General features: G+C 45.6%; 21 protein-coding genes. 16 read left to right on the top strand and 5 right to left on the bottom strand.

Translation table 11 applies throughout. The annotated features are described in order from the left end of the window. Window positions 1-68 precede the first annotated feature (68 nt). The 3 genes from BLD48_RS06435 to BLD48_RS06445 all read left to right on the top strand — a co-directional run bounded on the left by BLD48_RS06435 (window position 69) and on the right by BLD48_RS06445 (window position 4,370). Complete coding sequence (locus tag BLD48_RS06435) at window positions 69-1,874, top strand: mechanosensitive ion channel (protein ID WP_071499470.1); 1,806 nt, start codon at window positions 69-71, stop codon at window positions 1,872-1,874. Between the two features lie 224 nt (window positions 1,875-2,098). Then, window positions 2,099-3,487, top strand: a complete 1,389-nt coding sequence (bcaP, locus tag BLD48_RS06440) for a branched-chain amino acid transporter BcaP (RefSeq protein WP_071499471.1) — start codon at window positions 2,099-2,101, stop codon at window positions 3,485-3,487. 103 nt (window positions 3,488-3,590) lie between these two features. Continuing rightward, window positions 3,591-4,370, top strand: coding sequence for a GNAT family N-acetyltransferase (locus BLD48_RS06445; RefSeq protein WP_071499472.1), 780 nt, complete (start codon window positions 3,591-3,593; stop codon window positions 4,368-4,370). Window positions 4,371-4,551: 181 nt separating this feature from the next. On the opposite strand, the gene BLD48_RS06450 is transcribed toward BLD48_RS06445, so the two are convergent. The 3 genes from BLD48_RS06450 to BLD48_RS06460 all read right to left on the bottom strand — a co-directional run bounded on the left by BLD48_RS06450 (window position 4,552) and on the right by BLD48_RS06460 (window position 6,926). After that, a complete protein-coding gene (locus BLD48_RS06450; protein WP_071499473.1) occupies window positions 4,552-5,238 on the bottom strand; it encodes a hypothetical protein in 687 nt (228 codons plus the stop codon). Window positions 5,239-5,382: 144 nt separating this feature from the next. After that, window positions 5,383-5,829 carry an NUDIX hydrolase gene (locus BLD48_RS06455; RefSeq protein ID WP_071499474.1) on the bottom strand — a complete coding sequence of 149 codons (447 nt, stop codon included), beginning with the start codon at window positions 5,827-5,829 and terminating at the stop codon, window positions 5,383-5,385. Continuing rightward, entirely contained in the window at window positions 5,826-6,926 is a 1,101-nt protein-coding gene (locus BLD48_RS06460; RefSeq protein WP_071499475.1) for a nitric oxide synthase oxygenase, read from the bottom strand. The genes BLD48_RS06455 and BLD48_RS06460 overlap by 4 nt, the downstream gene beginning before the upstream one ends. Window positions 6,927-7,111: 185 nt before the next feature. Between BLD48_RS06460 and BLD48_RS06465 the strand changes: the two genes are divergently transcribed. Further along, on the top strand, window positions 7,112-7,969 hold the full coding sequence (locus tag BLD48_RS06465) for a YihY/virulence factor BrkB family protein (protein WP_071499476.1): 858 nt from the start codon (window positions 7,112-7,114) through the stop codon (window positions 7,967-7,969). Here the strand turns inward: BLD48_RS06465 and BLD48_RS06470 are convergent. Then, window positions 7,966-8,832, bottom strand: coding sequence for a sulfite exporter TauE/SafE family protein (locus tag BLD48_RS06470; RefSeq protein ID WP_071499477.1), 867 nt, complete (start codon window positions 8,830-8,832; stop codon window positions 7,966-7,968). The genes BLD48_RS06465 and BLD48_RS06470 overlap by 4 nt on opposite strands. Before the next feature lie 112 nt (window positions 8,833-8,944). Between BLD48_RS06470 and BLD48_RS06475 the strand changes: the two genes are divergently transcribed. The 9 genes from BLD48_RS06475 (at window position 8,945) to BLD48_RS06515 (ending at window position 14,271) form a co-directional block, all read left to right on the top strand. Further along, entirely contained in the window at window positions 8,945-9,793 is an 849-nt protein-coding gene (locus BLD48_RS06475) for a LysR family transcriptional regulator (RefSeq protein ID WP_071499478.1), read from the top strand. Window positions 9,794-9,892: 99 nt separating this feature from the next. Continuing rightward, window positions 9,893-10,156: a metal-sensitive transcriptional regulator gene (locus tag BLD48_RS06480; RefSeq protein ID WP_026829402.1), complete on the top strand. Its 264-nt coding sequence runs from the start codon at window positions 9,893-9,895 to the stop codon at window positions 10,154-10,156. A gap of 57 nt (window positions 10,157-10,213) precedes the next feature. Further along, on the top strand, window positions 10,214-10,693 hold the full coding sequence (locus BLD48_RS06485) for a DsrE/DsrF/DrsH-like family protein (RefSeq protein WP_014969361.1): 480 nt from the start codon (window positions 10,214-10,216) through the stop codon (window positions 10,691-10,693). Window positions 10,694-10,714: 21 nt separating this feature from the next. Then, entirely contained in the window at window positions 10,715-11,080 is a 366-nt protein-coding gene (locus BLD48_RS06490; protein WP_083412261.1) for a rhodanese-like domain-containing protein, read from the top strand. Between the two features lie 15 nt (window positions 11,081-11,095). Further along, the gene (locus tag BLD48_RS06495; protein ID WP_071499479.1) at window positions 11,096-11,392 is read left to right on the top strand and encodes a rhodanese-like domain-containing protein; all 297 of its coding nucleotides are present in this window, start codon (window positions 11,096-11,098) and stop codon (window positions 11,390-11,392) included. Window positions 11,393-11,440: 48 nt separating this feature from the next. Continuing rightward, on the top strand, window positions 11,441-12,007 hold the full coding sequence (locus BLD48_RS06500; RefSeq protein WP_071499480.1) for a sulfurtransferase TusA family protein: 567 nt from the start codon (window positions 11,441-11,443) through the stop codon (window positions 12,005-12,007). Window positions 12,008-12,039: 32 nt separating this feature from the next. Further along, complete coding sequence (locus BLD48_RS06505) at window positions 12,040-13,176, top strand: MBL fold metallo-hydrolase (protein WP_071499481.1); 1,137 nt, start codon at window positions 12,040-12,042, stop codon at window positions 13,174-13,176. A gap of 36 nt (window positions 13,177-13,212) precedes the next feature. After that, window positions 13,213-13,440 carry a sulfurtransferase TusA family protein gene (locus BLD48_RS06510; RefSeq protein WP_071499482.1) on the top strand — a complete coding sequence of 76 codons (228 nt, stop codon included), beginning with the start codon at window positions 13,213-13,215 and terminating at the stop codon, window positions 13,438-13,440. Window positions 13,441-13,494: 54 nt separating this feature from the next. After that, entirely contained in the window at window positions 13,495-14,271 is a 777-nt protein-coding gene (locus BLD48_RS06515) for a sulfite exporter TauE/SafE family protein (protein ID WP_071499483.1), read from the top strand. Between the two features lie 226 nt (window positions 14,272-14,497). Here the strand turns inward: BLD48_RS06515 and BLD48_RS06520 are convergent, their stop codons facing one another. Continuing rightward, window positions 14,498-14,884: a DUF302 domain-containing protein gene (locus BLD48_RS06520; RefSeq protein ID WP_071499484.1), complete on the bottom strand. Its 387-nt coding sequence runs from the start codon at window positions 14,882-14,884 to the stop codon at window positions 14,498-14,500. Window positions 14,885-15,070: 186 nt separating this feature from the next. On the opposite strand from BLD48_RS06520, the gene msrB reads away from it, so the two are divergent. From msrB to BLD48_RS06535, 3 genes are all read left to right on the top strand, one after another. Next, entirely contained in the window at window positions 15,071-16,171 is a 1,101-nt protein-coding gene (gene msrB / locus BLD48_RS06525) for a peptide-methionine (R)-S-oxide reductase MsrB (RefSeq protein WP_071499485.1), read from the top strand. A 151-nt stretch (window positions 16,172-16,322) separates the two neighbouring features. Next, window positions 16,323-19,235, top strand: a complete 2,913-nt coding sequence (locus tag BLD48_RS06530; protein ID WP_071499486.1) for a S8 family peptidase — start codon at window positions 16,323-16,325, stop codon at window positions 19,233-19,235. A gap of 161 nt (window positions 19,236-19,396) precedes the next feature. Beyond that, window positions 19,397-21,934: an ATP-binding protein gene (locus BLD48_RS06535; RefSeq protein WP_071499487.1), complete on the top strand. Its 2,538-nt coding sequence runs from the start codon at window positions 19,397-19,399 to the stop codon at window positions 21,932-21,934. Window positions 21,935-22,060 lie beyond the last annotated feature (126 nt).

The following is a 22,060-nucleotide window of genomic DNA, read 5'->3' on the forward strand; positions in this document are numbered from 1 at the left end:
TAGTCGGGGAAATTAAAGAAGTGTCGGAAATATATTAATTCATTTTAGAGATGAAGGAGCGTGGCAGGATGAACAACTTTTGGAACACGACGTCATTTGACGTCAACGGGATCCTTGGGACTCTCGGTAACATTTTAGGAGCACTTATCGTATTCCTGATCGGATGGCTGATTGCGAAACTGATCGCAAACGGCATTCAAAAAGCATTGGAAAAATCGGGTGTCGTCAACAAGTTGTCACCACAAAAAGAAGGTACGCCACCACAAAAGAAAAAGTGGACACCGGAAAAAATTATCGGGACTGTCATCTTCTGGCTCTTGATGGTGTTTGTCTTAATCTTAGTCTTCAACATCTTGAACCTTAACATCATTGCAGGACCACTCGCGGCTACGATGAGCACCTTGCTCGCGGCAATCCCGAACATCTTGCAAGCAGCCTTGATTCTTCTTCTTGCGTATGTCATCGCGGTTGTTCTCCGCATGGTCATCGTCAAAGGTGGAACGAAGTTGATGTCGAATGAAAAAGTTCGTTCGAACAAAATGCTTCAAGGTCAGACGGATCTATCGAACTATCCGAAGATTGCAGGCGAAATCGTCTTCTATCTTGTCTTGTTACTGTTCTTACCAGGTGTACTTGGTGCTCTTAACATCGAAAGTGTTTCGGAACCGTTCAGTCAATTGTTGTCATCGTTCCTTGGGTTCATCCCACGTCTGATCGCTGCAGCAGCCATCTTCTTCGTCGGATTCCTCGTTGCGAAAATCGTTCGCGATATCGTCACGAACTTCCTGCATGCAGTCGGTACAGACAAATTTGCTTCGCGCTTCAACATTGGTACAAACGAACCAAAAGACACAAAATCACTTTCTTCAATCCTTGGTACAGTCGTCTTCATCTTGATCTTAATTCCGATCACGATTTCGGCACTTGATCAGCTCAACATCAAAGGAATCACAGGACCAGCCATCAACATGTTGAATGATGTCCTTGGTATGATTCCAAACATCATCATCGGTGTTGTCTTGATCCTTGTGGGTCTCTATATCGGTCGTTTTGTTAAAAAATTCGTTGCCGACCTCTTATCGCGCCTCGGTTTCAACAACTTGACGCGTCACTTGAAAGTCGGTAGCTGGGATGCAAACAATGCATCGACATCACCATCATCAATCGTTGGATCACTTGTTGAGATCGTCATCGTCGTCTTGTTCGTCGTCGAAGCCTTCAACTTGATTGGTCTTGAGTTCATGGTTGACCTGGGTCGCGCAGTTCTTGCTTTCCTTCCGAGTGTCTTGACTGCGATCATTATCTTGGCCATCGGTATCATCATCAGTAACTTGGTGAAACGTACGATGGACAGCCTGTTCGCCAACTCAGATTTAAAAGTTCTGTCGAGCGTCGCAAAATACGCCATTCTTGCTCTTGCGGTCTTCATGGCACTTGATCAACTTGGTGTGGCAGCTACAATCGTCAACTCAGCGTTCATCTTGATCCTCGGTGCGGTTGCTCTTGCTTTCGGACTTGCATTTGGTTTAGGTGGTCGTGATAACGCATCACGTTACCTCGATCGTTTACAGAAAAAAGCCGAAAACGCAGACATCGACACATCGAACCTGCCGTCAAACAACACACCGTCTGCTTCAACGAAGCCAAGCTTAAAAGAAGCAGCAAAAGGTGCAGCATCTAAAGCAGCAGATGATGTAACACCTGATCAAGCACCAAAAGCTTCTAAACCATCATCTTCAACGAATGTGAACCCGACACATGGTACGCCAAAGGGTGCACTTCCTGAAAATGATTTAGCACAACAGGACGATTACCCAATCGATCCGGACACGAACAGTGGTCCGAACTTAGATCACCCAAATGATCGTCCGTAATAAAAATAAAACTCCTTCGCCAATCGGTGGAGGAGTTTTTTAGTGCGTTAACGCATATTTACATATCCGTGTTGTAGTGAAATAACAAAGTTGGCTTGACCAATTTGTGAAAAAATACAGAAACTTATGCTTATAAAAGCTGACATCGTTTGTTATGATAAAAAGGTCAATTAATAAAATGATTTGAATATTCAGAAAAAAAGAGAGAGTTCGGAGGGTGTTTTATGAGTTTGCTTCGTAAGAAAGACGTCAGTGTCATGATGGATCAAAAAAGTCATTCCAAACTGGCACGGCATTTATCGGGTTTTGATCTTGTCTTACTCGGGATTGGTGCCATTATCGGGACAGGAATCTTTGTCCTAACAGGAACAGGGGCGCTGTATGCAGGACCTGCTTTACCGGTTGCCTTTATTATTTCTGCTATTGTCTGTGCATTAGCTGCTCTCTGTTATGCGGAATTTTCATCGATGATTCCTGTATCGGGTAGTGTCTATACCTACACGTATGCGACGATCGGAGAACTCGTTGCCTGGATCATCGGTTGGTGTCTCATATTAGAATATGGTTTAGCGTCGAGTGCGGTCGCCACAGGGTGGTCCGGTTACTTCCAATCCTTGTTATCCGGATTCGGTGTCAATCTTCCGACCGCAATAACGGCAGCACCAGGGGCTGTACCCGGAAGCGAAACATTCTTCAATTTACCGGCGTTCTTGATTTTGATGGTCATCACGTTCTTATTATCGTTAGGTATCAAAGAAACAAAACGTGTCAACAATATCATGGTTCTTGTCAAAGTGGCCGTCGTCATCTTGTTCATCGTCGTCGGCATCTGGTACGTCGAGCCAGGCAACTACACACCGTTCGCTCCGTTCGGTATCAGTGGTGTCTTGCAGGCGTCAGCGATTGCCTTCTTCGCTTACCTCGGTTTTGATGCTGTTACATCAGCAGCAGAAGAGGTCAAAGATCCAGGCCGTAACTTACCGATTGGGATCTTAGGATCACTTGCAATCGTTACTGTTTTATACGTCATCGTATCCGCTATCATGGTCGGAATCGTCCCGTTCAAACAATTTGAAGGTGTCGATAGCCCGGTTTCTTTAGCATTAAAAGTCGCTGGTCAGGACTGGGTCGCAGGTTTCGTCGACTTAGGTGCCATCGTCGGTATGACGACAGTTATCCTCGTCATGACATTTGGTCTTGTTCGTCTCTTGTTCGCCATGAGCCGTGATGGATTATTGCCGAAAATCTTCTCGGACGTTAATGAAAAATCACACACGCCTGTCAAAGCGACGTGGATTCTCGGAACGACGGCCGGTTTGATCGCTGGATTCGTCCCGCTCGGTACACTGGCAGAATTGATTAATATCGGAACACTCGCAGCGTTTGCTCTGATTTCAATTGCCGTCGTCATCTTACGGAAAACACGTCCGGATTTGAAACGGGCGTTCAAAGTTCCACTCGTACCGTTTTTACCGATTCTTTCAGTGCTTTCGTGTATCATGTTGATGTTGAACTTACAGACGTTCACATGGATTGCGTTCTTTATCTGGACTGGAATCGGACTTGCTGTCTACTTCTTGTATGGAAGAACACGCTCGAAACTACATCAATAAGACGCAGCCATTCAGAAGTTTTTCTGAATGGCTTTTTGTTTGACTGTCAGCAGGAATGGCGAGGTGAAAAGGCGAACGATTATAAAGAAAGGGGCGATCCGAGATGATTCATATTAAACGGGCACCTGATACAGAAACGGCATTTTCAGTGATGCAAGAGGGATTCAGCGATTACATGATTCCATTAGGTCTTTCACGTGAGGTGTTTCAAGAACGAATTCTGGAACGCGACGGCAATCAACTCGAACATTCGTTTATTGCCTACCACGGCGAACGACCGGTCGCCATTTGGTTGAATGGATTAAAAAACATCAAAAAACAAACTGTCATGCGCTGTGGTGGATTGGCCGTCGATCCCCAGTACCGACGGCTTGGGATTGCGAAAGCCTTATATGACGCGCAATTGAGTTATGCCAAATCGATTCACATCAACCGACTGACACTTGAGGTCATTCAAGGTAATCAGCCGGCCATTTCCCTCTACCAAAAATTCGGCTACCAAACAGTCGACGAACTCGGCTATTTTCTTCGGGAAGAACCCGACCAGACGGAGCCGCTTATCGAGATTGATGCTGTTGCATTTGAACGCCGTTACATACAGCAAGGGGAATACATCTGGCAACAGGATCAGACGGTGATGAAGCAGGCGCAAGCGCAGTATTATGAACTTGACGGTGCGTTCATTGCGACCGCCAATGAGTCGATTTTTGCGATTGTGACGGAAGAGGAAGACGTAGCGCGGGTCGCGACGGAAGCGACACGTCGTTTGACGGGAACTCGTTATCAGTTGCAGTCGACCAATCAACAAGTGTGGGAAGACTTACGGCAAGCCGGCTGGCAGCAGCGGGAATTGAAGCAATTCGTCATGAGTCAAACCATCTGATACAAAAAAGCCATGATGTGTGGAAGTCCCACGGAGGGAACGCCACACATCACGGCTTTTTGTCAGGTCCATAAACTGATCATGACGATAATAGCAAAAATCACAAACAGGATTCCGGTGCCACCAAGCATGATCAGCATGATTTTGTTCATCATAAGATTCCTCAATTCTCTAAAAACTGTTACTTCACGAAATAACCTAATGAACCTTGATACTTTTTCATTTCACTAACACCGTTTTTATAACGTTTACTGCTTGGATCCTGGGAAATATAATCGTGAGAACGTTCGTCAATCCACTTTGTGTTACTTAATGTAAAGTCATTAAAAATATAGCCGAACCCGTAACCTCCATTATCATAAACAGGTACTTGTACTAAATTACCGTTCATTTTAGGCTTCATTCCATATGAAGTTAATGTATTACTTTGTTTCACTAATTTTTTATTCAGAATCGTATACGTTTTTAAGTTAAGGAAAGAATATGTGTCCCTATCTGTAAGTGAAAAAACAGTAGAATAACCGGTTTTGTTTTTTAGTACAGCACTTGTTTTAGAATCACTAGTACTGAAAGCATACGGGTTTGATTTTGTATATGTGTACGTATAACTGCTTGCTTTCCCATTTAGGTAAAGTGTGAATTTACCACTACATAACTCATCTTTTCCTTTAATCCACCAAATATCATTTGAAGTAGCTTTATGACAACTCGCCTTCGGTGAGCGAACTGATACTGTGTACTTTTTTATCGATTGATCGTAAATCGTGAAATCTTGCGTGATTTTTTTTGAATAAGAGGCAGCTTCAGAGTAAGAAGGATGGACAGTAATTAATAATAGTAAAAAAATTAATAAAATTATTTTTTTCATAAGACATCTCCCTTTTTTGTTGTTAATTCCATTTTATAACATTTGGAAGGATGTCAGTTAAAAAGATAAAAAAATAAAACCAAAAACGCCTTTCTTTCGTTTACTGAAGAAGGCGTATGGTCATTCACTTTATAGCGACGCAGGTCAACTTTGGTTTAGATAGTCTTCAATCATCACACGATGCGATCCGACGATATTGTCCGGTAATTCCGTTAGCGGGACATAGGTCAACGCAAAACTTTCTTCGCTGATCCGTAACGTACCGGACGTTTCAGTTGTCACGTAAGCGAGGGTCACGCTTTGAAAGACATCACCGTTTGCAAGCGTCGTGACGTAATTTTTTCCGGAATAGACACCAAGCAACGTCAGCTGTTCAGCGACGAGACCTGTCTCTTCCAACAGCTCACGACGGGCCGTTTCTTCGGTGGACTCGGCCCATTCCATCAGACCACCGGGCAGTCCGAACCGTGCCTGCGATTCATTCCGTTGTTCGAGCAGGATGTGCCCATCAGTGATGACAAGCACGACGGCACCGACCAAGATCAACGGGGTTTGTCCGACTTGATCCCGCAGCGTCTTGACGTAATTCATCGGGAGACCTCCTGATGGAACGGACAACCGGTCGGAACGCTTGGTTCTTCCACCGGAGCAGTACCCGTAAAGAAGTTGGGTCGTTTGATGTCCAGATCAAAGTCTTTATGAAACAGGTGTGTCGCGGCACCGCTCATCGGCGGTACAAGCCAGGACCAGTCGCCGGTGACATCCCGTTCACACGCGGCTTCATTTTTTTCAAATCGAGCAAACTGTTTGGCAGCCGTATGGTGATCGACGATTGTCACGCCGGCTTGTTCAAACGAATCGAGAACGGCGAGATTCAGTTCAACGAGGGCGCGGTCTTTCCATAAGGAACGTTCCCGTGACGTATTGAGCCCCAGTTGTCTTGCGACGAGCGGCAAGAGGTCATAACGATCGGTATCCGCTAAATTACGGGCGCCGATTTCCGTTCCCATATACCAGCCGTTAAACGGCGCACACGGATAGGAGATACCACCGATTTCGAGCCGCATATCGGAAATCATCGGCACAGCGTACCATTTGATGGTTTGATCGCCAAATAAGTCGTAGTCAGGATGGGTGATCGTCACTTCGAGCACCAGATCGTCCGGAAGCGGATGCAGACTGACTTGACCATCGAGCTCGATCAACAACGGCAACACATCAAAGGCGGTTCCTTGACCGGACCAGCCGAGTGATTGACATTGTTTGGTGAAGGCAAGCGAACTTGGATCACCAATGATGCCGTCCGGCGTGTCGTAACCGGCGTAACGAATCAGTTGATGGTTCAAGACGCGGACGCGGTCCGGATGAAAAATCGTGATCGTCGAACGGACACGACCATCATTCGTCGCATACTCGATATGCTCAAATAAGGCATCGCGAATCGTCTCGATGGTTAAAGCATCCCGTGCGTCGATGACGTGGAGCTGGTCCCAAAAGAGGCGGCCGATACAGCGATTACTGTTGCGCCAAGCGAGTTTTGCTCCGTATGCTAACTCTTGGGACGTTTGTTCATATGTCCCTGTCCGTGAAACTTCTTCACGGACTTCATGCAGGCGATTGCTTTCCTGCGGGTATTGTTCTATATAGTCAGTTAAGAAGCGTTCGGCTTCGGCAAGTAAAGTAGGCACGGCGTAGAATCCTTTCTTTTTTCCAACACGACGATTGTTCTTGTTTCAGTGTACCGCCTGCTTCAGCTTTCTGCCAATTGATAATCGTTAAACGCTTACTTATGAGTTCGAAAGACCGTAAAAGTTTAAAAGTAGTGTCGAAAGGGGGATAGAGAAAGGAATCATTCGAAAGTGAGGAAAAATGTATGTCATTAATAAAACCTGTATTCGCCCGTTTTTTCGGAGAAGCCTTCTTTGATAAGTCGGCCCAACTCGCCTATTATCTGATGTTGTCCTTATTCCCATTTTTATTATTTGTGGTTGGTCTTGTCTCGTTTTTACCGTTTACGTCAGGAGACGTCCTCGATTTGATCCGTCCGTTTGCTCCGGCAGAAACATACGATTTGATTCGAAAAAATGTCGTCGGCATCTTTGACGATGGCGGACTGAAGCTTGCCTCAATCAGTTTCCTGGCAGCCTTTTGGCTCGCCTCGATGTCGGTCCAGTCGCTTGTTCGTTCATTAAACGATGCGTTAGAAGTGACACGGAAAGTCCCGTTTTGGAGAGGCTTATTACAGGATTTTGGATTTACGATTGGTATGATGATCATCTTACCGACGTCTCTTCTTGTTCCAGTCGCGGAAAAGTTGACGAGACGCTTCATCAACCATTTTACGATCGTCGCTGATTTCGTGATGGACTATTCATGGATTTGGTTTTTATTCCGTTGGGGACTCGGGTCGTTATTCCTGTTGATGTTCTTCATCTTGTTGTACCGGATGCTGCCGAGTGTCCGACTGACAACTCGTCAAGTATTGCCGGGTGCCTTATTTGCAACGATTGCCTGGCAGGCGGTATCGGAATTCTTCTCCTACTACGCAGAATTCGGCAGTTATGACCGTCTGTACGGACAACTTGCCGGGATCATCGTTTTGATGACATGGTTTTACCTCTCGTCGGTCGTCTTGATGCTCGGCGGCTTGATGAATGCCGAACGGATGCGTCAAAAGAAGGAAGCCAAAGTTTTAAAACCCGAAAAAATCAAACAAGAGACTGTCCGTTAAGGGCAGTCTTTTGTTTGATGTTGAATTGTTTTTTGATAAAAGAACAGACCAATCAATCCGGCCGTAAACAAAGCGAGCAGAAATAAAGAAAGTTGTTCATGGTGTGTCGTTTTCAAGAAAACACTCGTGGCGATGGCTGCATAAAAACTCCCCAAACTCTTTTTGACAAAGTGTGTACTGAAGAGGTTGAGAAAGGAAGCGCCGAGCGGTGAGCCGATCAGTGCTCCGATAATTAACACAACTCCTAAACCAAGCGGAGCCTGCGTCCCCGAGATGAAGTAACTGGTGAGCCCGCCGAGGACAATTAACGTAGCCGCGGCGATGCTTGTTCCGATGGCTTGTTTGAGCGGGAAACGCACCCATCCCATCAGAAGCGGGGTGAGTAAAAAGCCACCGCTGACGCCCATCAAAGACGACAGAATTCCAGCGGCTCCGCCGATTGCTACCAATTTATAAAACGAAGCGTGCGGAACAGGCGTCTCGCGAATAATTTTTTTTGCCGGTTTTAAGAATTGAATCGCAAATAGAAGCAACAGGACGATGTACAGCGTGGAAATGACGATGTCTGCACCGCTGTGTTGTTCCATCCAAAAGACGATAGGCGTAACGGCAGCGGATCCGATGATCCCTGCCAACCCAATCGTACCCGCATCCCGAAGATGAAAGTTGTTCTGGCGGAGGTGGGCAAAGGTGCCGGTCACCGTCGAACCAAGCGTCAACAGTAAACTTAAGACGATTGCTGTGCTGGGGGCGTACCCTAAGATCAATAAAAGAGGGGTAAGAATGATGCCTCCACCGATTCCGAAAAAGCCGGAAAGAATGCCGATTGCGGCGCCGAGTAAAAGAAAAAGTAATAGTTCCAATAGGTGTTCCTTCTTTCTGTGAAGTGATACAGATGACTCTACGGGGAAAGTCATGATTAGGAAAATGAATTATACTGATGCTAAGGATCAGAAAAATAAATGAGGTGAAGGTATGAACTTTAATGAATTAAAGACATTTGTCACGTTAGTTGAAACAAAACACTTTACGAAAACAGCTGAACGGCTGTATATTTCACAGCCGACGGTTAGTCTTCATTTAAAGCATCTCGAAGAACATTTCAGGCAAAGCCTGATTCATCGGCATACATTTAACAAGACGATTGAAATCTCAGAAGCCGGACGGATTGTGTACCGACATGCCAAAGAAATCCTGCACCAGACGGTACGGTTGGAACAAGAAATGGATGATTTAGAAGGAGTCACCCGAGGGACGTTAAGAATCGCCGCGACGCATACCATCTATGAGGCGATGTTAGAACAGATGATCCACGACTTTCTTGTCGCTTATCCGGATGTGTCAGTTGATGCCCGGGTGATGAACCAAGAACAAGTCGAGCAGGCATTACTCCATCACGAAATCGATTTAGGGATGGTGGAAGGACCGCATCATTCCCAGCAAATCGAGGCGATTCCTTTTGCGACCGACCGATTACGGATCATTGGTCACGAAAGCCTTGTTTTGGAGCAGGCGACGTGGATTTACCGGGAAGAAGGGTCAGCTGCCCGGTTCGCACTGGAAACATGGTTAGTCACGCAGGCGATTGTCCCAAGACGGATCATTACCGTGTATTCCAATCGGCTGATTAAACAATTGATTACGAACGGGACGGGGATCTCGATTCTCTCGGAACGTTTGGCGGGTACTTTACTCGATTCGGATAGATTTAAGACACATGATGATTCCCGAATTGATCAACGGATGTTTCAATTCATTACGTTAAAAGGGGAGACGACCCGTCTGTCCTACAAGTGGATGAAGGAACACTCCGGATTAGATTAAAAACTTTTTCGTTGACTTATACCCCTGTAGGTATTATTGTATGGAATGTAGCCAATGGATCTGACGCAGGTCACACGAAAAAAGGAGCGTGTTCTTCACATGGAAAAAACATACGAGAATAAAATCATTCACCGGATGAACCGGATTGAAGGGCAACTGCACGCCATCACCCGGATGATGAGAGAAGAAGCATCCTGCAAAGATGTTGTCACTCAACTGAGTGCGACACGCAGTGCGATTGATCGTGTCATTGGACTGGTCGTGAGTGAAAATCTCATCGACTGTGTCACGAACGATGACACGGCAGACAATCATGAACAAGCGGTAGCAGAAGCGGTTCAACTGTTATTGAAGAGCAGATAAAAAATTTTTAAAATAAAATATACCCCTTAGGGTAAAATGGATGGAGGAATTATTTAGATGTCAGAGATTAAAAAAACAACGATTGTATTATTCAGTGGAGATTACGATAAGGTCATGGCAGCGTATATCATTGCTAATGGTGCAGCCGCATACGACCATGAAGTGACGATTTTCCATACGTTCTGGGGATTAAACGCGATGCGCAAGGACGAACCGATCCAGCCCGATAAAACGTTGCTTGAAAAAATGTTCGGGAAATTCATGCCGCGTGGAGCAGACAAGATGCCGCTCTCGAAGATGAACTTTGGTGGTGCCGGTCAGAAGATGATCAAAAATGTCATGAAAAAACACAACGCGATGCCGCTTCCCGATCTAATTGAACTGGCGAAAGAGCAAGACGTAAAACTGGTCGCTTGTACGATGACGATGGACTTGCTCGGATTAAAACAAGAAGAACTGCATGACGGAATCGAATATGCCGGCGTCGCCGCATATCTTGCTGATGCCGAAGACGGAAACGTCAACCTGTTCATCTAATCTCGAGGAGGGATGATGTAAGTGGATATCTTGAACATTGTATTTCTAATCATCGTTGCGTTTCTAGCTTATCGGATGTTCGCCCCAACAAAAGGTGTCAACAAATGGTCGACGTCGGACTTAAAACAGAAGTTAGGTGACCGCAACCGATTTTATTTGGATGTCCGGACACCGGGCGAATTCAAAGGAAATCACATTAAAGGCTTTAAGAATATTCCGCTTCAAGTATTGCCGTCACAACTCGACAAGATTCCGAAAGACAAAGAAGTCATCGTCATCTGTCAGAGCGGCATGCGCAGTAAACAGGCGGTCAAACAATTAAAAAAAGCGGGTTATGCCCACATCACAGAAGTGTCAGGCGGAATGAACGCTTGGCGTAAAAACTAGGAGGAGGAATCACAGATGAAACGATTCACAGCAAAAGAAGTACAGGAAAAGCTTGAAAACGGGGAACAACTCAATATCATTGATGTCCGCGAAGTGGATGAAGTCAAAGAAGGCAAGATTCCGGAAGCGATTCATATTCCACTTGGTCTCGTCGAGTTTAAAATGAACGAACTCGATAAGAAAAAACAATATGTCATGGTCTGCCGTTCTGGTGCGCGCAGTGGCCAGGCAACGAATTATCTCGAAGGACAAGGCTTTGATGTCATCAACATGGATGGTGGAATGATGTCGTACGAAGGTAAAACCAACTAAAAAATTTAACTTTCAATATACCCCTACAGGTAAAAGGAGCGAATACTTTTGCAGACAATCAAAACAGATATCGTACTCGACGCACGTGGCTTAGCTTGCCCGATGCCAATCGTCCGGACAAAAAAGACGATGAAGACGCTTGAACCGGGTCAAGTCGTGGAAGTCCAGGCAACTGACAAAGGATCAACAGCCGATCTTCGTGCCTGGGCCAACAGTACCGGGAATCAATATCTTGGAACAATCGAAGAAGGAGACGTCTTGCGGCATTACGTCCGCAAATCTTCCGGTGACGAGCAAGAAGCACCGGCATTTAAATCGATTGTTACGAACGAGACCGTTGAAACGGTTCGCAACAATCCGGATACGCTCATCTTGGACGTCCGGGAAACTGCTGAATATGCGTTCTCCCATATCCCGAATGCAGTCAACATTCCGCTCGGAGAACTGGAGACGCGAATCGGAGAACTCGACACATCGAAAACGATTTATGTCGTTTGCCGGACCGGCAGTCGGAGTGATTTAGCCTGCCAACAGCTGGATGCGAAAGGATTCAACGTTCAAAACGTGATCCCTGGTATGAGTGACTGGACGTACGAGACAAATCAAACCGTTTAATCCGTAAATTACGATCAGGAGGAATCAAGCAGATGACACACGCAATGACAACAAAAGAAGTCACGCAAAAAATCATTCACCGGGAAAAAATGTTTATCTTGGATGTCCGAAATGAAGAGGCGTTTCAAGATTGGAAAATTGAAGGCGAACAGTTTTCATATCTCAATGTTCCGTATTTTGATTTACTCGACGGTGTCGAAGATATTTTAGATCAACTGCCGACTGACCAAGCTGTTCTTGTCGTCTGTGCAAAAGAAGGATCATCGATTTTTGTAGCAGAGTTATTGGAAGAAGCAGGACGGACCGTCTCGTATCTTTCAGGAGGTATGAAAGCTTGGAGCGAACACTTGGAGCCAATCTCACTCGGATCATTAAATGAAACCGGAGCAGATCGTGGAGAAGTCGTTCAATTCGTCCGGATCGGGAAAGGCTGTTTATCGTACATGATCATCTCAGAAGGCGAAGCTGTCCTCGTCGATGCCGCGCGGATGACCGATGTCTATCTCGATTACGCAAACGAACGTCAACTTACCATCACGCATGTCTTTGATACACATCTTCACGCCGATCACATTTCCGGCGGACGTGAGATTGCTGAAAAAACGGGAGCGACTTACTGGTTGCCACCAAAAGACGCGACAGACGTCACGTTTGAGTATGCGGCGCTCGAAGACGGAAGCCGCGTTCAAATAGGCGATACAAAAATCGATGTCCGGGCACTTTATTCCCCGGGACATACAATCGGCTCGACGTCGTTTATTGTCGACGAGCGTTATCTCTTAACGGGTGATATCTTGTTCATCGATTCGATTGGCCGTCCGGATTTAGCTGGTCTTGCAGAAGACTGGGTCGGCGACTTGCGGGAGTCGCTTTACAAGACGTATCGCGAACTCGCGAAAGACCTTGTCGTCTTACCGGCCCATTTCATGCTGATTGAAGAATTAAATGAAGACGGCAGTGTCGCAGAAAAACTTGATATTTTACTCGTAAACAATCACGGCTTGAACATCGAAGATGAAGAAACATTCCGGAAGATGGTGACCGAAAATCTGCCACCGCAACCAAATGCCTATCAAGAAATTCGCGAAACAAACATGGGGAAACAGACGCCTGATCTCGAAGCACAACGTGAAATGGAAGTTGGACCAAACCGTTGCGCCGTTCGTTAAACTAAAAAACAACTTACCTCAGGAGGAATCACAATCATGAAATCAGAACTCGTACTCGACGCCAAAGGGCTTGCCTGCCCAATGCCAATCGTCAAAACAAAAAAAGCCATCGCAGGACTTGAATCAGGACAGATTCTTGAAATCCATGCAACGGATAAAGGGGCAAAAAACGATTTACAAGCGTGGGCAAGATCAGGTGGTCATGAGCTTGTGAAACACGAAGAAGACGCCAGTGTTTTAAAATTCTGGATCCAAAAAGGATAATTCAAGTGGAAGGAGGGCTGGCGACAGTCCTCTTTTTTTAAAGGAGTGAATCAAATGGAACTCGGTTTTATCATAACAATTTTTTTGATTGGATTCGTCGGATCATATATTTCAGGAATGCTCGGAATTGGCGGCTCGATCATCAAATATCCGATGTTGTTATACATTCCGCCACTACTCGGATTTGCCGCATTTTCTGCCCATGAAGTCGCCGGAATCAGTGCCATTCAAGTCTTTTTTGCGACCATCGGTGGCGTATGGGCCTATCGAAAAGGTGGCTATCTCAATAAGTCACTGATTGTGAGTATGGGTGGTGCGATTTTGATTGGGAGTTTCCTTGGCGCCTATGGTTCAAACGTCTTAGCAGAAGATACCATCAACCTCGTCTACGGAATACTCGCTTTAACGGCAGCTGTCATGATGTTCGTACCGAAAAAAGGACTGGATGACATTCCACTGGATCAAGTCCGCTTTAATAAAGGCATTGCTGCCAGTACGGCGTTCGTCGTCGGAGTGGGGGCTGGAATCGTTGGTGCAGCGGGTGCTTTCTTACTCGTGCCCATCATGCTCGTCGTCTTGAAAATTCCGACCCGGATGACGATTGCTTCTTCGCTCGCCATCACGTTCATCTCGTCGATTGGCGCTACTGTCGGAAAGATTACGACGGGGCAAGTTGATTGGGGACCGGCAACGATCATGGTCGTCGCCAGCCTGATTGCGGCACCACTCGGCGCAATTGCCGGGAAAAAGATGAATACAAAAGTCCTGCAAATCATTCTTGCGGTTTTAATCTTAGCGACAGCGATCAAAATTTGGATTGATATCTTGTAAAAGAACATCAAAGGGCTGACTCAAAAAAGAATCACTCGTTCTTTCACGCCCTTTCCTCAGGCGAGACACAAGCCAGTTTTCCTGCCTCGTTCAGGCAGGAAAGCGGGTCTCGTTTGTCTCTGACAGCGCAAGTCGTCTTGCGCTTTTTGCTGTAGGAGTAGCGTAAAAAGAGTGATTCTTTTCTTTAGAGAGACTGACTTTTGAGTCAGGCTCTTTTTTTGAGGAGTTACAAACGACTCTTTTCAATGACGTCGACGAGTTGCTGTTCGACATCCTGTGCGACTTGTTTTAACTCGTCTTCTTCAACTAGACCAATCAGTGCCGTTGGACGCGGCATTCCGATCTTCGTTTGTCCGTTTTCCGTATACACAGCAAGCTTACACGGTAAAAAGTAACCGGCACGCCGTTCAGCCGACAGGACACGGTGGGCTTCTTTCGGATTGCAGACTTCAAGGATATGATACTGGTCGTCAAACGGTAACTCTTTTTCGGCAAACTTCTTCGCTAAATCAAACTCCCATAAGACGCCAAATGACACCTGACTGAGTTCTGCTTTTAAGCGTTCGATTGTTTCTTCTGTTGAGTAGTTAGACGTGACGGTATAATCAAACATAAATACCCCTCCTGGTTTTTTAGTGTCTTAGATGTATTTCCCTCTTTCAATAGGATGAATCGTATTTTTTGAATGTGCCAAACGAAGACGGACCGGGCGACAAACTGTGTGAAATCAAGGTACATTAGAAAAAAGACATCTGCCCGCGGGTGAACGTCGTAAGCTTAAAAAAGGAGGCGGAGGGAGATGAAGAAACGGATGTTGACGATTCTTTCGGTCGTAGCATTGATTGCGATTATGATTGGTGGCTACTTTATCTTTCAGCAGCAACAGGCAAAATCGAGCGGAAGCAAAGAGTTATCGTATACAAAAGAAGAAACGGCAATTCTTGCCGGAGGATGTTTCTGGTGCATGGAGCCGCCGTTTGAAGAGTTAAAAGGGGTCAAATCGGTCATTTCCGGTTACACCGGTGGAGATCTTGAAAATCCGACGTACAACCAGGTATCGGCGGAGACGACCGGTCATCGGGAAGCCGTCCTGATCACGTTTGATCCATCGGTCATCTCATACAAACAATTGCTCGATGTTTACTGGCGTCAAGTCGACCCGACAGATCCGAACGGTCAATTCGTTGACCAGGGCGAATCGTATACAACGGCGATTTTTTATACGGATGCGGAGCAAAAACGGATTGCAGAACAATCGAAGAAAGATTTGGCAGCAAGCGGCATCTTTGATCAAAAAATCGTCACGCCGTTGATTGAAGCAGGACCGTTTTATGAGGCGGAAGACTACCATCAAGATTATTACCTGAAAAGCGAAAAGAAGTATAAATTTTATCGTGCCGCTTCCGGACGGGACGAATTCATTAACAGATATTGGAACGATCAACCAAAACTTGATTTACCGAAATATACGAAGTTAACCGACGATCAGATTAAAGCAAAGCTGACGGATATTCAATATAAGGTCACCCAAGAAGATGGAACGGAACCAGCTTTTGATAATCCGTACCATGATTTGAAGGCCGACGGAATCTACGTTGATTTGATTTCTGGTGAGCCGTTATTTTCTTCAAACGATAAATTTGACTCGAAAACCGGATGGCCAAGCTTCATTCGACCGTTAGAAAAAGGAAATATCATTGAGAAAAGCGATTTTGCATTAGGGATGAAGCGGATGGAAGTCAGAAGCCGGCACGGGAATGCGCACCTCGGTCATGTCTTTAACGATGGGCCGGAACCAACCGGCTTACGTTATTGCATGAACTCGGCTGCTCTACGATTTATTCCAAAAGAGGAGTTAAAGAAAGAAGGGTACGAACAATATATTTCTGAATTTAAATAATCAACCAAACAAACAGACACTTTTCACTTTTGTGGAAGGTGTCTTTTCTTTCGAAACTGTAAGGTAAATCGTCTGAAAAATAACTATCCATTTTATCCAAATATTGTTTATACTATAAACAATGTATGATCATATCTTGAGGAGGAACGTTGTGAAAAAACTAACGATTTGGCTCATGCTGAGCTGTTTGATTCTGACACTTGGAATTGGACCTTCAGCGACAAAAACGGCAGCAGCAAGTGCATTGTCGGAAGCGGTACTATTGAAAGCGGGACAGGAAACCGTCCTTGAGACAGGAACAGCAGAAAAGAATACATACTGGTACAAGGTCGAACATCAAGCAGGAATCGAAAAAACAGCGACTCATTTTGAATTGTCGTTTGATACGGATCAGCCGATTGAAGTCACGGCCTATCCAAGTCAGGAAATGGCATCAAAAGATGAGACATTTGATCGTTACCGCGGATACGTGGAACCAAACGACAAAGACGTGACAAAACTTGCCGTCCCGTATGCATGGGACGGTCCATACTACGTCAAAGTCGACTATTATCCAGAAACTGAAGAAGGTAAAACGACAAAAGCGGCTCACGTCAAGTTGACGTATAACGATGTTACATTGCCTGTCGAATATGAGCCGATCAGCGATATGAGCTGCATGGCAGAAGAAGCACTCAAACAAACGACGGACGAAAAACCATTGCTTGCATTGATGCACGCGATTCAAAAACAAGTCTTAAGTCAGTCGGAAGAAGGACGAAGCTTGACGTCGTTGTACTATAAAGCATCGCCATACGTCGTCAAAACACTTTTATTCAATAAAGATAAGCGCACACAAACGTACGAAGATTTAAAAACGCTGAAACCGGCGATGACAGCACTCGTCAACGGAACAGCATACACGTTAACGAAAACGGATCAAACGGCCATCAATCGATTACATGCACTGACGCGTGACGCATCACCAGAAGTCATCGCAACCGAAATCAATCAAGTCGCGAAAAAAGCGAGTATCGAAACCATCAGTGGTTCTGATTTGAGTGAAGCCTTCAAACCGTTTGGCATCAGTGTCAAATCAGAGGCGAAAACACGTTTCATCGTTAAGTTGAAACCGGGTCAGACACAACGGACGATGAAAATCAACGGTACGCAAGCGGCAGATGTCGAGAAATTATCACTTGGTAGAACAGGTCAGTTTGTCATCGTCACAGAAGATCCGACGGTCAAAAACCAATCGGCAGCTGTGCTGAAACAATCATTGAAGAAATCAAGTGCCGTTGAATATGTCGAGGAAATCCAGACATACCGGGCAACGGGCGACATCAACTACAACTACCAATGGTCACTCAACCAAAAATCAAATGTCGAACAGTTCCCGAACGCCGGAATCGGCTTTGAGCAATTCGAGAAGTACCGTGCGGGTAAAACATTAGCACCAGTCACGATTGCAGTCATCGATACCGGGGTCGATTACCGCCTTAAAGACTTGCAAGGAAAAGTCGATATTGCCCAGGAAAAGAACTATGTCGATGTCAACGGTAACGGAAATGCGTTGGACGATCACGGTCACGGAACACATGTCTCAGGTGTCATCGCAGCAGCTCTTGAAAATGATTACGGCATTCGTGGAATTCACCAGTCAGCGAAGATCCTTCCGATCAAAGTCTTGAATGCCAACGGTGAAGGAGAGACTGATGCAATCGCACTCGGAATCAAATATGCAGTCGATCATGGTGCTAAAATCATCAATATGAGTCTTGGCGGCGGCGAGAGCCGGACGATGGCTTACATGATGAAATACGCAGCGGATCACGGCGTGACGGTCGTTGCGGCTTCAGGGAACGAATATGATATGTCTGTCGGTTTCCCAGCCAGCTCGGAGTATGCGATTTCTGTCGGCGCAACAAATCCGCTCGGCATGGTCGCCGACTATTCGAACTATGGCATTGGACTCGACGTCGTCGCACCAGGTTCGAAAATCGCAAGTCTTGTTCCGGACGGCAACACGGTCTACATGGACGGAACAAGTATGGCTTCCCCGCACGTTGCGGCAGTCGCGGGAATTCTCGCGTCACTTGATTCGAAGTTGACACCAAAACAAATCGAAACCATCTTACGGACAAGCGCAGAACCACTTGCCTTTGAAAATCCAAACGATTGGTACGATGAAGACGAAGATATGGAAGATGAGTACCCACCAGGATACGAGAAGGAAAGTACACCGGAATTCCCGGCATTCGTCAGTCCAGTATCCGGATACGGAAAAGTGAATATCACGCGTGCCATTTCACAATTACACTTAAACGGTAAAGTAAATCCGGTTTATGACAACCAACTTGTCGTCAGCGGTCAAGTCAAATCGGGTACAACAGTAGAAGTCTGGTCGACGAAGAAATTGACTGATACAAAAGATACGTCTAAACGACTAGCGAAGACAACAGCAAAATCCGGTAAATACAGTTTGACGATTCCCCGTCAGGAAAAAACAACGGTCTTGACGATCCGTTACGCAAACGGACTTGATGTCACGTCAGAACGGACGGAAGTCTTACCAGGAAAAGCGCCAGCTGCTCCGAAAGTCGATCGTGTCCTTGCCGGCGCGACAAAAGTGACGGGAACAGCGATCGTGAATGGTAAAATCATAGTCAAAGACGCAAAAAATAAGGTTGTTGGAACAGGAACAGTTGACAGTAAAGGGAAGTTTACCGTTAAAGTCGCAAAACAAGTAGCGAATGCACGTCTTGCGGTCACGGTCAAAGATATCGCGAACCGTTCGAGTAAAGCGACCGTCATCACGGTTCTTGCTCCACCAACGGCACCAAAAGTCAATCCGGTGACAGCCGGTGCGACAAAGGTAACCGGAACGGGTGAAAAGAAAGCACGTGTCTATGTCCAAAACGCAAAGAAAAAAATAATTGGTAAAGGAACGGTCACGTCAAAAGGGACGTTCACAGTCAAGATTGCCAAACAAAAAGCAGGAGCAAAGCTCTCTGTGTATGTTGAAAACAGCTTCAAACAAAAAAGTACGAGCACGGTAGTCGTCGTCAAAAAAGCTAAAAAATAAGTCTTCAAACAAGCCTTTTTCGGGTAAAACGAAAAAGGCTTGTTTTTTTTAGTTAATTATCTTACTTTTAAAGTATTTTTTTTGAAAATATGCTATTTTTAATTGATTAGACTAATTTTAAAGCAGGCATCATTCGAATCGAATGATGAGGAGGATATTTGATGACTAAATGGATTCGGAGACGGATCGGACGGCAACTGTTGGCAGTGTTTTATGTAGTATTGGTTTTGGTCTCGGTTACTTCTTTTTTCGTCTATGATTACATGGAAGAGCGGATCGAATTGTCACGAGGAGATCTAGAAGTCATCAGTGAACAAAATCGACGGGCGGATACGTTATGGGACAACTGGCAAACGGTCCAATTTGGTTTACGAGGATTCGTCATCTTTGGTAATCAGGAACGTTTTGATGAAATCCAGGAACTTCGAACCGAAATCAAAAGTGAGACGGATTGGTTTGTACGTAATGCCAAAACCGATGAAGAGGAAGAATTCGCCGCTCAAATGACGAATTTGTATGACTTGTACTACAGTGCGTTATTCCCACTGACTCAGTCATATGTCAATGAAAAAAAAGCGGGGACAATCCGGGAAGACTTTCTAGAAGGTGACAGCTTATTTTCGTTACCAATCGCCGAACGATTAGTCGAGCAGGGACAGCTCAAACAAACGGCAGATGGTTCAATCGACATCACACCTGACATCGAGAAGGCTTCTTCGGCACTGAATGAGTACCGGAATAATCTGCAACAACAACAAAACGATGCCGTCATGAAACTGCGGAGTGAAGTCGCCAAAACACAATGGATTTGGATTTCGAGTATTCTTGTGCTGGTCGCGTTCATTTTATTGTTTGTCCATCCGTTCTTGAAGCGAATGACCAAACAGTTGTTACGTTTGATCGACGATAACCAAAAACTCTCACGCAACGAACCGATTGAGATAGATTTTTCGGAACAGCGGACAGATGAGGTAGGTATGTTACGTTCGTCCTTTAATCAGATGGCGATCACGACGAACGCGCATTCAGAAGAGATGCAAGGAAAAAACGAAGAGTTGCAGGCGCAGAGCGAGGAACTACTCGCCCAGCAGGAAGAACTGCAATCGCAACAGGAAGAACTGGAAGAAGCCTATCAGGCAACTAAACAAAATGAAGAAAAGTTGAAGATGCGCAGTGAACTGACGGAAGCACTTGCTGTCCGGGAAACGGTCGAGTCCTATCCAGCAATCGTCCAAAAAATGTTGGATATTACGTCGTCTGAATATGGCGCGTTGTTATTGTATGACGACGGCACGTATATCGGGACAACGACGAATGGGATGAAGATTCAGCAGGTTCAAGCGTTGCTGGAAGATGATACGTCTGTATTAAGTCGCATGCGCTTGGGAACACAAGTCGTCCAATCTGAAAAACGTGTCTCGCGAACGGATGATACGCCGTATAGCTTCAGTACGTATGAGGTGGCACTGCCGATTTATGATCCGACAACGAACCAGTTGATGGCAGCGATTTATATGGTCCGTTATCAGTCACCGTATCAGTCTCAACAATTAGCCGATATGCGCGATTTCTCGCAACAGATGACGTTATCGCTACTCCGGACACGATCGTATGACGAGATGAAGCAGGAGAAGCAAAAAACAGAGCAAGTACTGGATTCGATTCGGGAAGCAATCATTTATCTCGAAGATGGAAATGATGAATTGTATGTCAACCGTCCCTTGTTTGAACTCGTGCCGGAACTCCAGTCAGAGTTCACGAAGGATCGTACCTTGTCGTCTGCAAGTTATGTGATTGAAGTGATGCGAAACATCGTGGATGACACGGATCGCTTTAACGACTACCTGACATTAATTCGTTCGGGTGACGTCTCACCGGATAAAGTCCAGTTTGATGTCCGGAACAACGCTGCTCATTTAGAAGTGTATGCAGAGCGGATTGATATCGAAGGAGGATGGAAAGGTGTCATCCTCGTGATTCGTGATATTACCCGGGAAACAGAGGCGGATCGATTAAAAACCGAGCTGGTTTCGACGGTCTCTCATGAACTACGCACACCGCTGTCTTCGATTTATGGATTTACGGAACTGATGTTGAATCGTGAGATCGATACGATGAAACAACGAAAGTATTTAGCGACGATTCATACGGAAACGGAACGGTTGTCGAATTTGGTGACCGATTTCTTGGATGTTCAGCGGATGCAGTCCGGAGGACAACTGTACCAAATGGCTCATCTTGATTTATATACGATCGTTCAACAAGTCGTTGGCTTATACGATGTATCGAATGGACAACATGAGATTCACGTGCAAATGTTAGGTACGGAACGCCCGACAATCATTGGCGACGAAGCGCGCATTAAACAATTGCTGAACAATTTAGTGAATAACGCAATCAAGTATTCACCAGACGGTGGATTGATTGAAGTCAGCATCGGTACCGATGAGAACGATGCAACGATTCGGATCACGGATCATGGCATCGGGATTCCGCATTATGCGTTCTCCCAACTGTTTGATAAGTTTTACCGGGTCGATAACTCCGATACACGACGTATCGGTGGGACAGGGCTTGGGTTATCCATCTGTAAGGAAATCGTCAAAGAACATGACGGTGTGATTCATGTCGAGTCAAAAGAAGGACAAGGCAGCACCTTCACCGTACAGTTACCGTTACACGTCATGGAAAATGCTTAATCCAAACAGGTATCGGCTTGCTACGGCAAACGGTATCTGTTTTTGCCGTTGGATGCTTGATTTCGGATGTGATCATCAAGGAAGCGAAAAGCAGGACATGTAAAGAATATTCAAATATAATGAAAA

The organism is Exiguobacterium sp. KRL4, from assembly GCF_001870785.1.
Taxonomy (GTDB): domain Bacteria; phylum Bacillota; class Bacilli; order Exiguobacteriales; family Exiguobacteriaceae; genus Exiguobacterium_A.

What these genes read in the sequence shown, in the direction of transcription:
- BLD48_RS06435 (WP_071499470.1), top strand. Translation starts at nt 69, where the DNA reads ATGAACAACTTTTGGAACACGACGTCATTTGACGTCAACGGGATCCTT.
- bcaP (WP_071499471.1), top strand. Translation starts at nt 2,099, where the DNA reads ATGAGTTTGCTTCGTAAGAAAGACGTCAGTGTCATGATGGATCAAAAA.
- BLD48_RS06445 (WP_071499472.1), top strand. Translation starts at nt 3,591, where the DNA reads ATGATTCATATTAAACGGGCACCTGATACAGAAACGGCATTTTCAGTG.
- BLD48_RS06450 (WP_071499473.1), bottom strand. Translation starts at nt 5,238, where the DNA reads ATGAAAAAAATAATTTTATTAATTTTTTTACTATTATTAATTACTGTC.
- BLD48_RS06455 (WP_071499474.1), bottom strand. Translation starts at nt 5,829, where the DNA reads ATGAATTACGTCAAGACGCTGCGGGATCAAGTCGGACAAACCCCGTTG.
- BLD48_RS06465 (WP_071499476.1), top strand. Translation starts at nt 7,112, where the DNA reads ATGTCATTAATAAAACCTGTATTCGCCCGTTTTTTCGGAGAAGCCTTC.
- BLD48_RS06475 (WP_071499478.1), top strand. Translation starts at nt 8,945, where the DNA reads ATGAACTTTAATGAATTAAAGACATTTGTCACGTTAGTTGAAACAAAA.
- BLD48_RS06480 (WP_026829402.1), top strand. Translation starts at nt 9,893, where the DNA reads ATGGAAAAAACATACGAGAATAAAATCATTCACCGGATGAACCGGATT.
- BLD48_RS06485 (WP_014969361.1), top strand. Translation starts at nt 10,214, where the DNA reads ATGTCAGAGATTAAAAAAACAACGATTGTATTATTCAGTGGAGATTAC.
- BLD48_RS06495 (WP_071499479.1), top strand. Translation starts at nt 11,096, where the DNA reads ATGAAACGATTCACAGCAAAAGAAGTACAGGAAAAGCTTGAAAACGGG.
- BLD48_RS06505 (WP_071499481.1), top strand. Translation starts at nt 12,040, where the DNA reads ATGACACACGCAATGACAACAAAAGAAGTCACGCAAAAAATCATTCAC.
- BLD48_RS06510 (WP_071499482.1), top strand. Translation starts at nt 13,213, where the DNA reads ATGAAATCAGAACTCGTACTCGACGCCAAAGGGCTTGCCTGCCCAATG.
- BLD48_RS06515 (WP_071499483.1), top strand. Translation starts at nt 13,495, where the DNA reads ATGGAACTCGGTTTTATCATAACAATTTTTTTGATTGGATTCGTCGGA.
- BLD48_RS06520 (WP_071499484.1), bottom strand. Translation starts at nt 14,884, where the DNA reads ATGTTTGATTATACCGTCACGTCTAACTACTCAACAGAAGAAACAATC.
- msrB (WP_071499485.1), top strand. Translation starts at nt 15,071, where the DNA reads ATGAAGAAACGGATGTTGACGATTCTTTCGGTCGTAGCATTGATTGCG.
- BLD48_RS06535 (WP_071499487.1), top strand. Translation starts at nt 19,397, where the DNA reads ATGACTAAATGGATTCGGAGACGGATCGGACGGCAACTGTTGGCAGTG.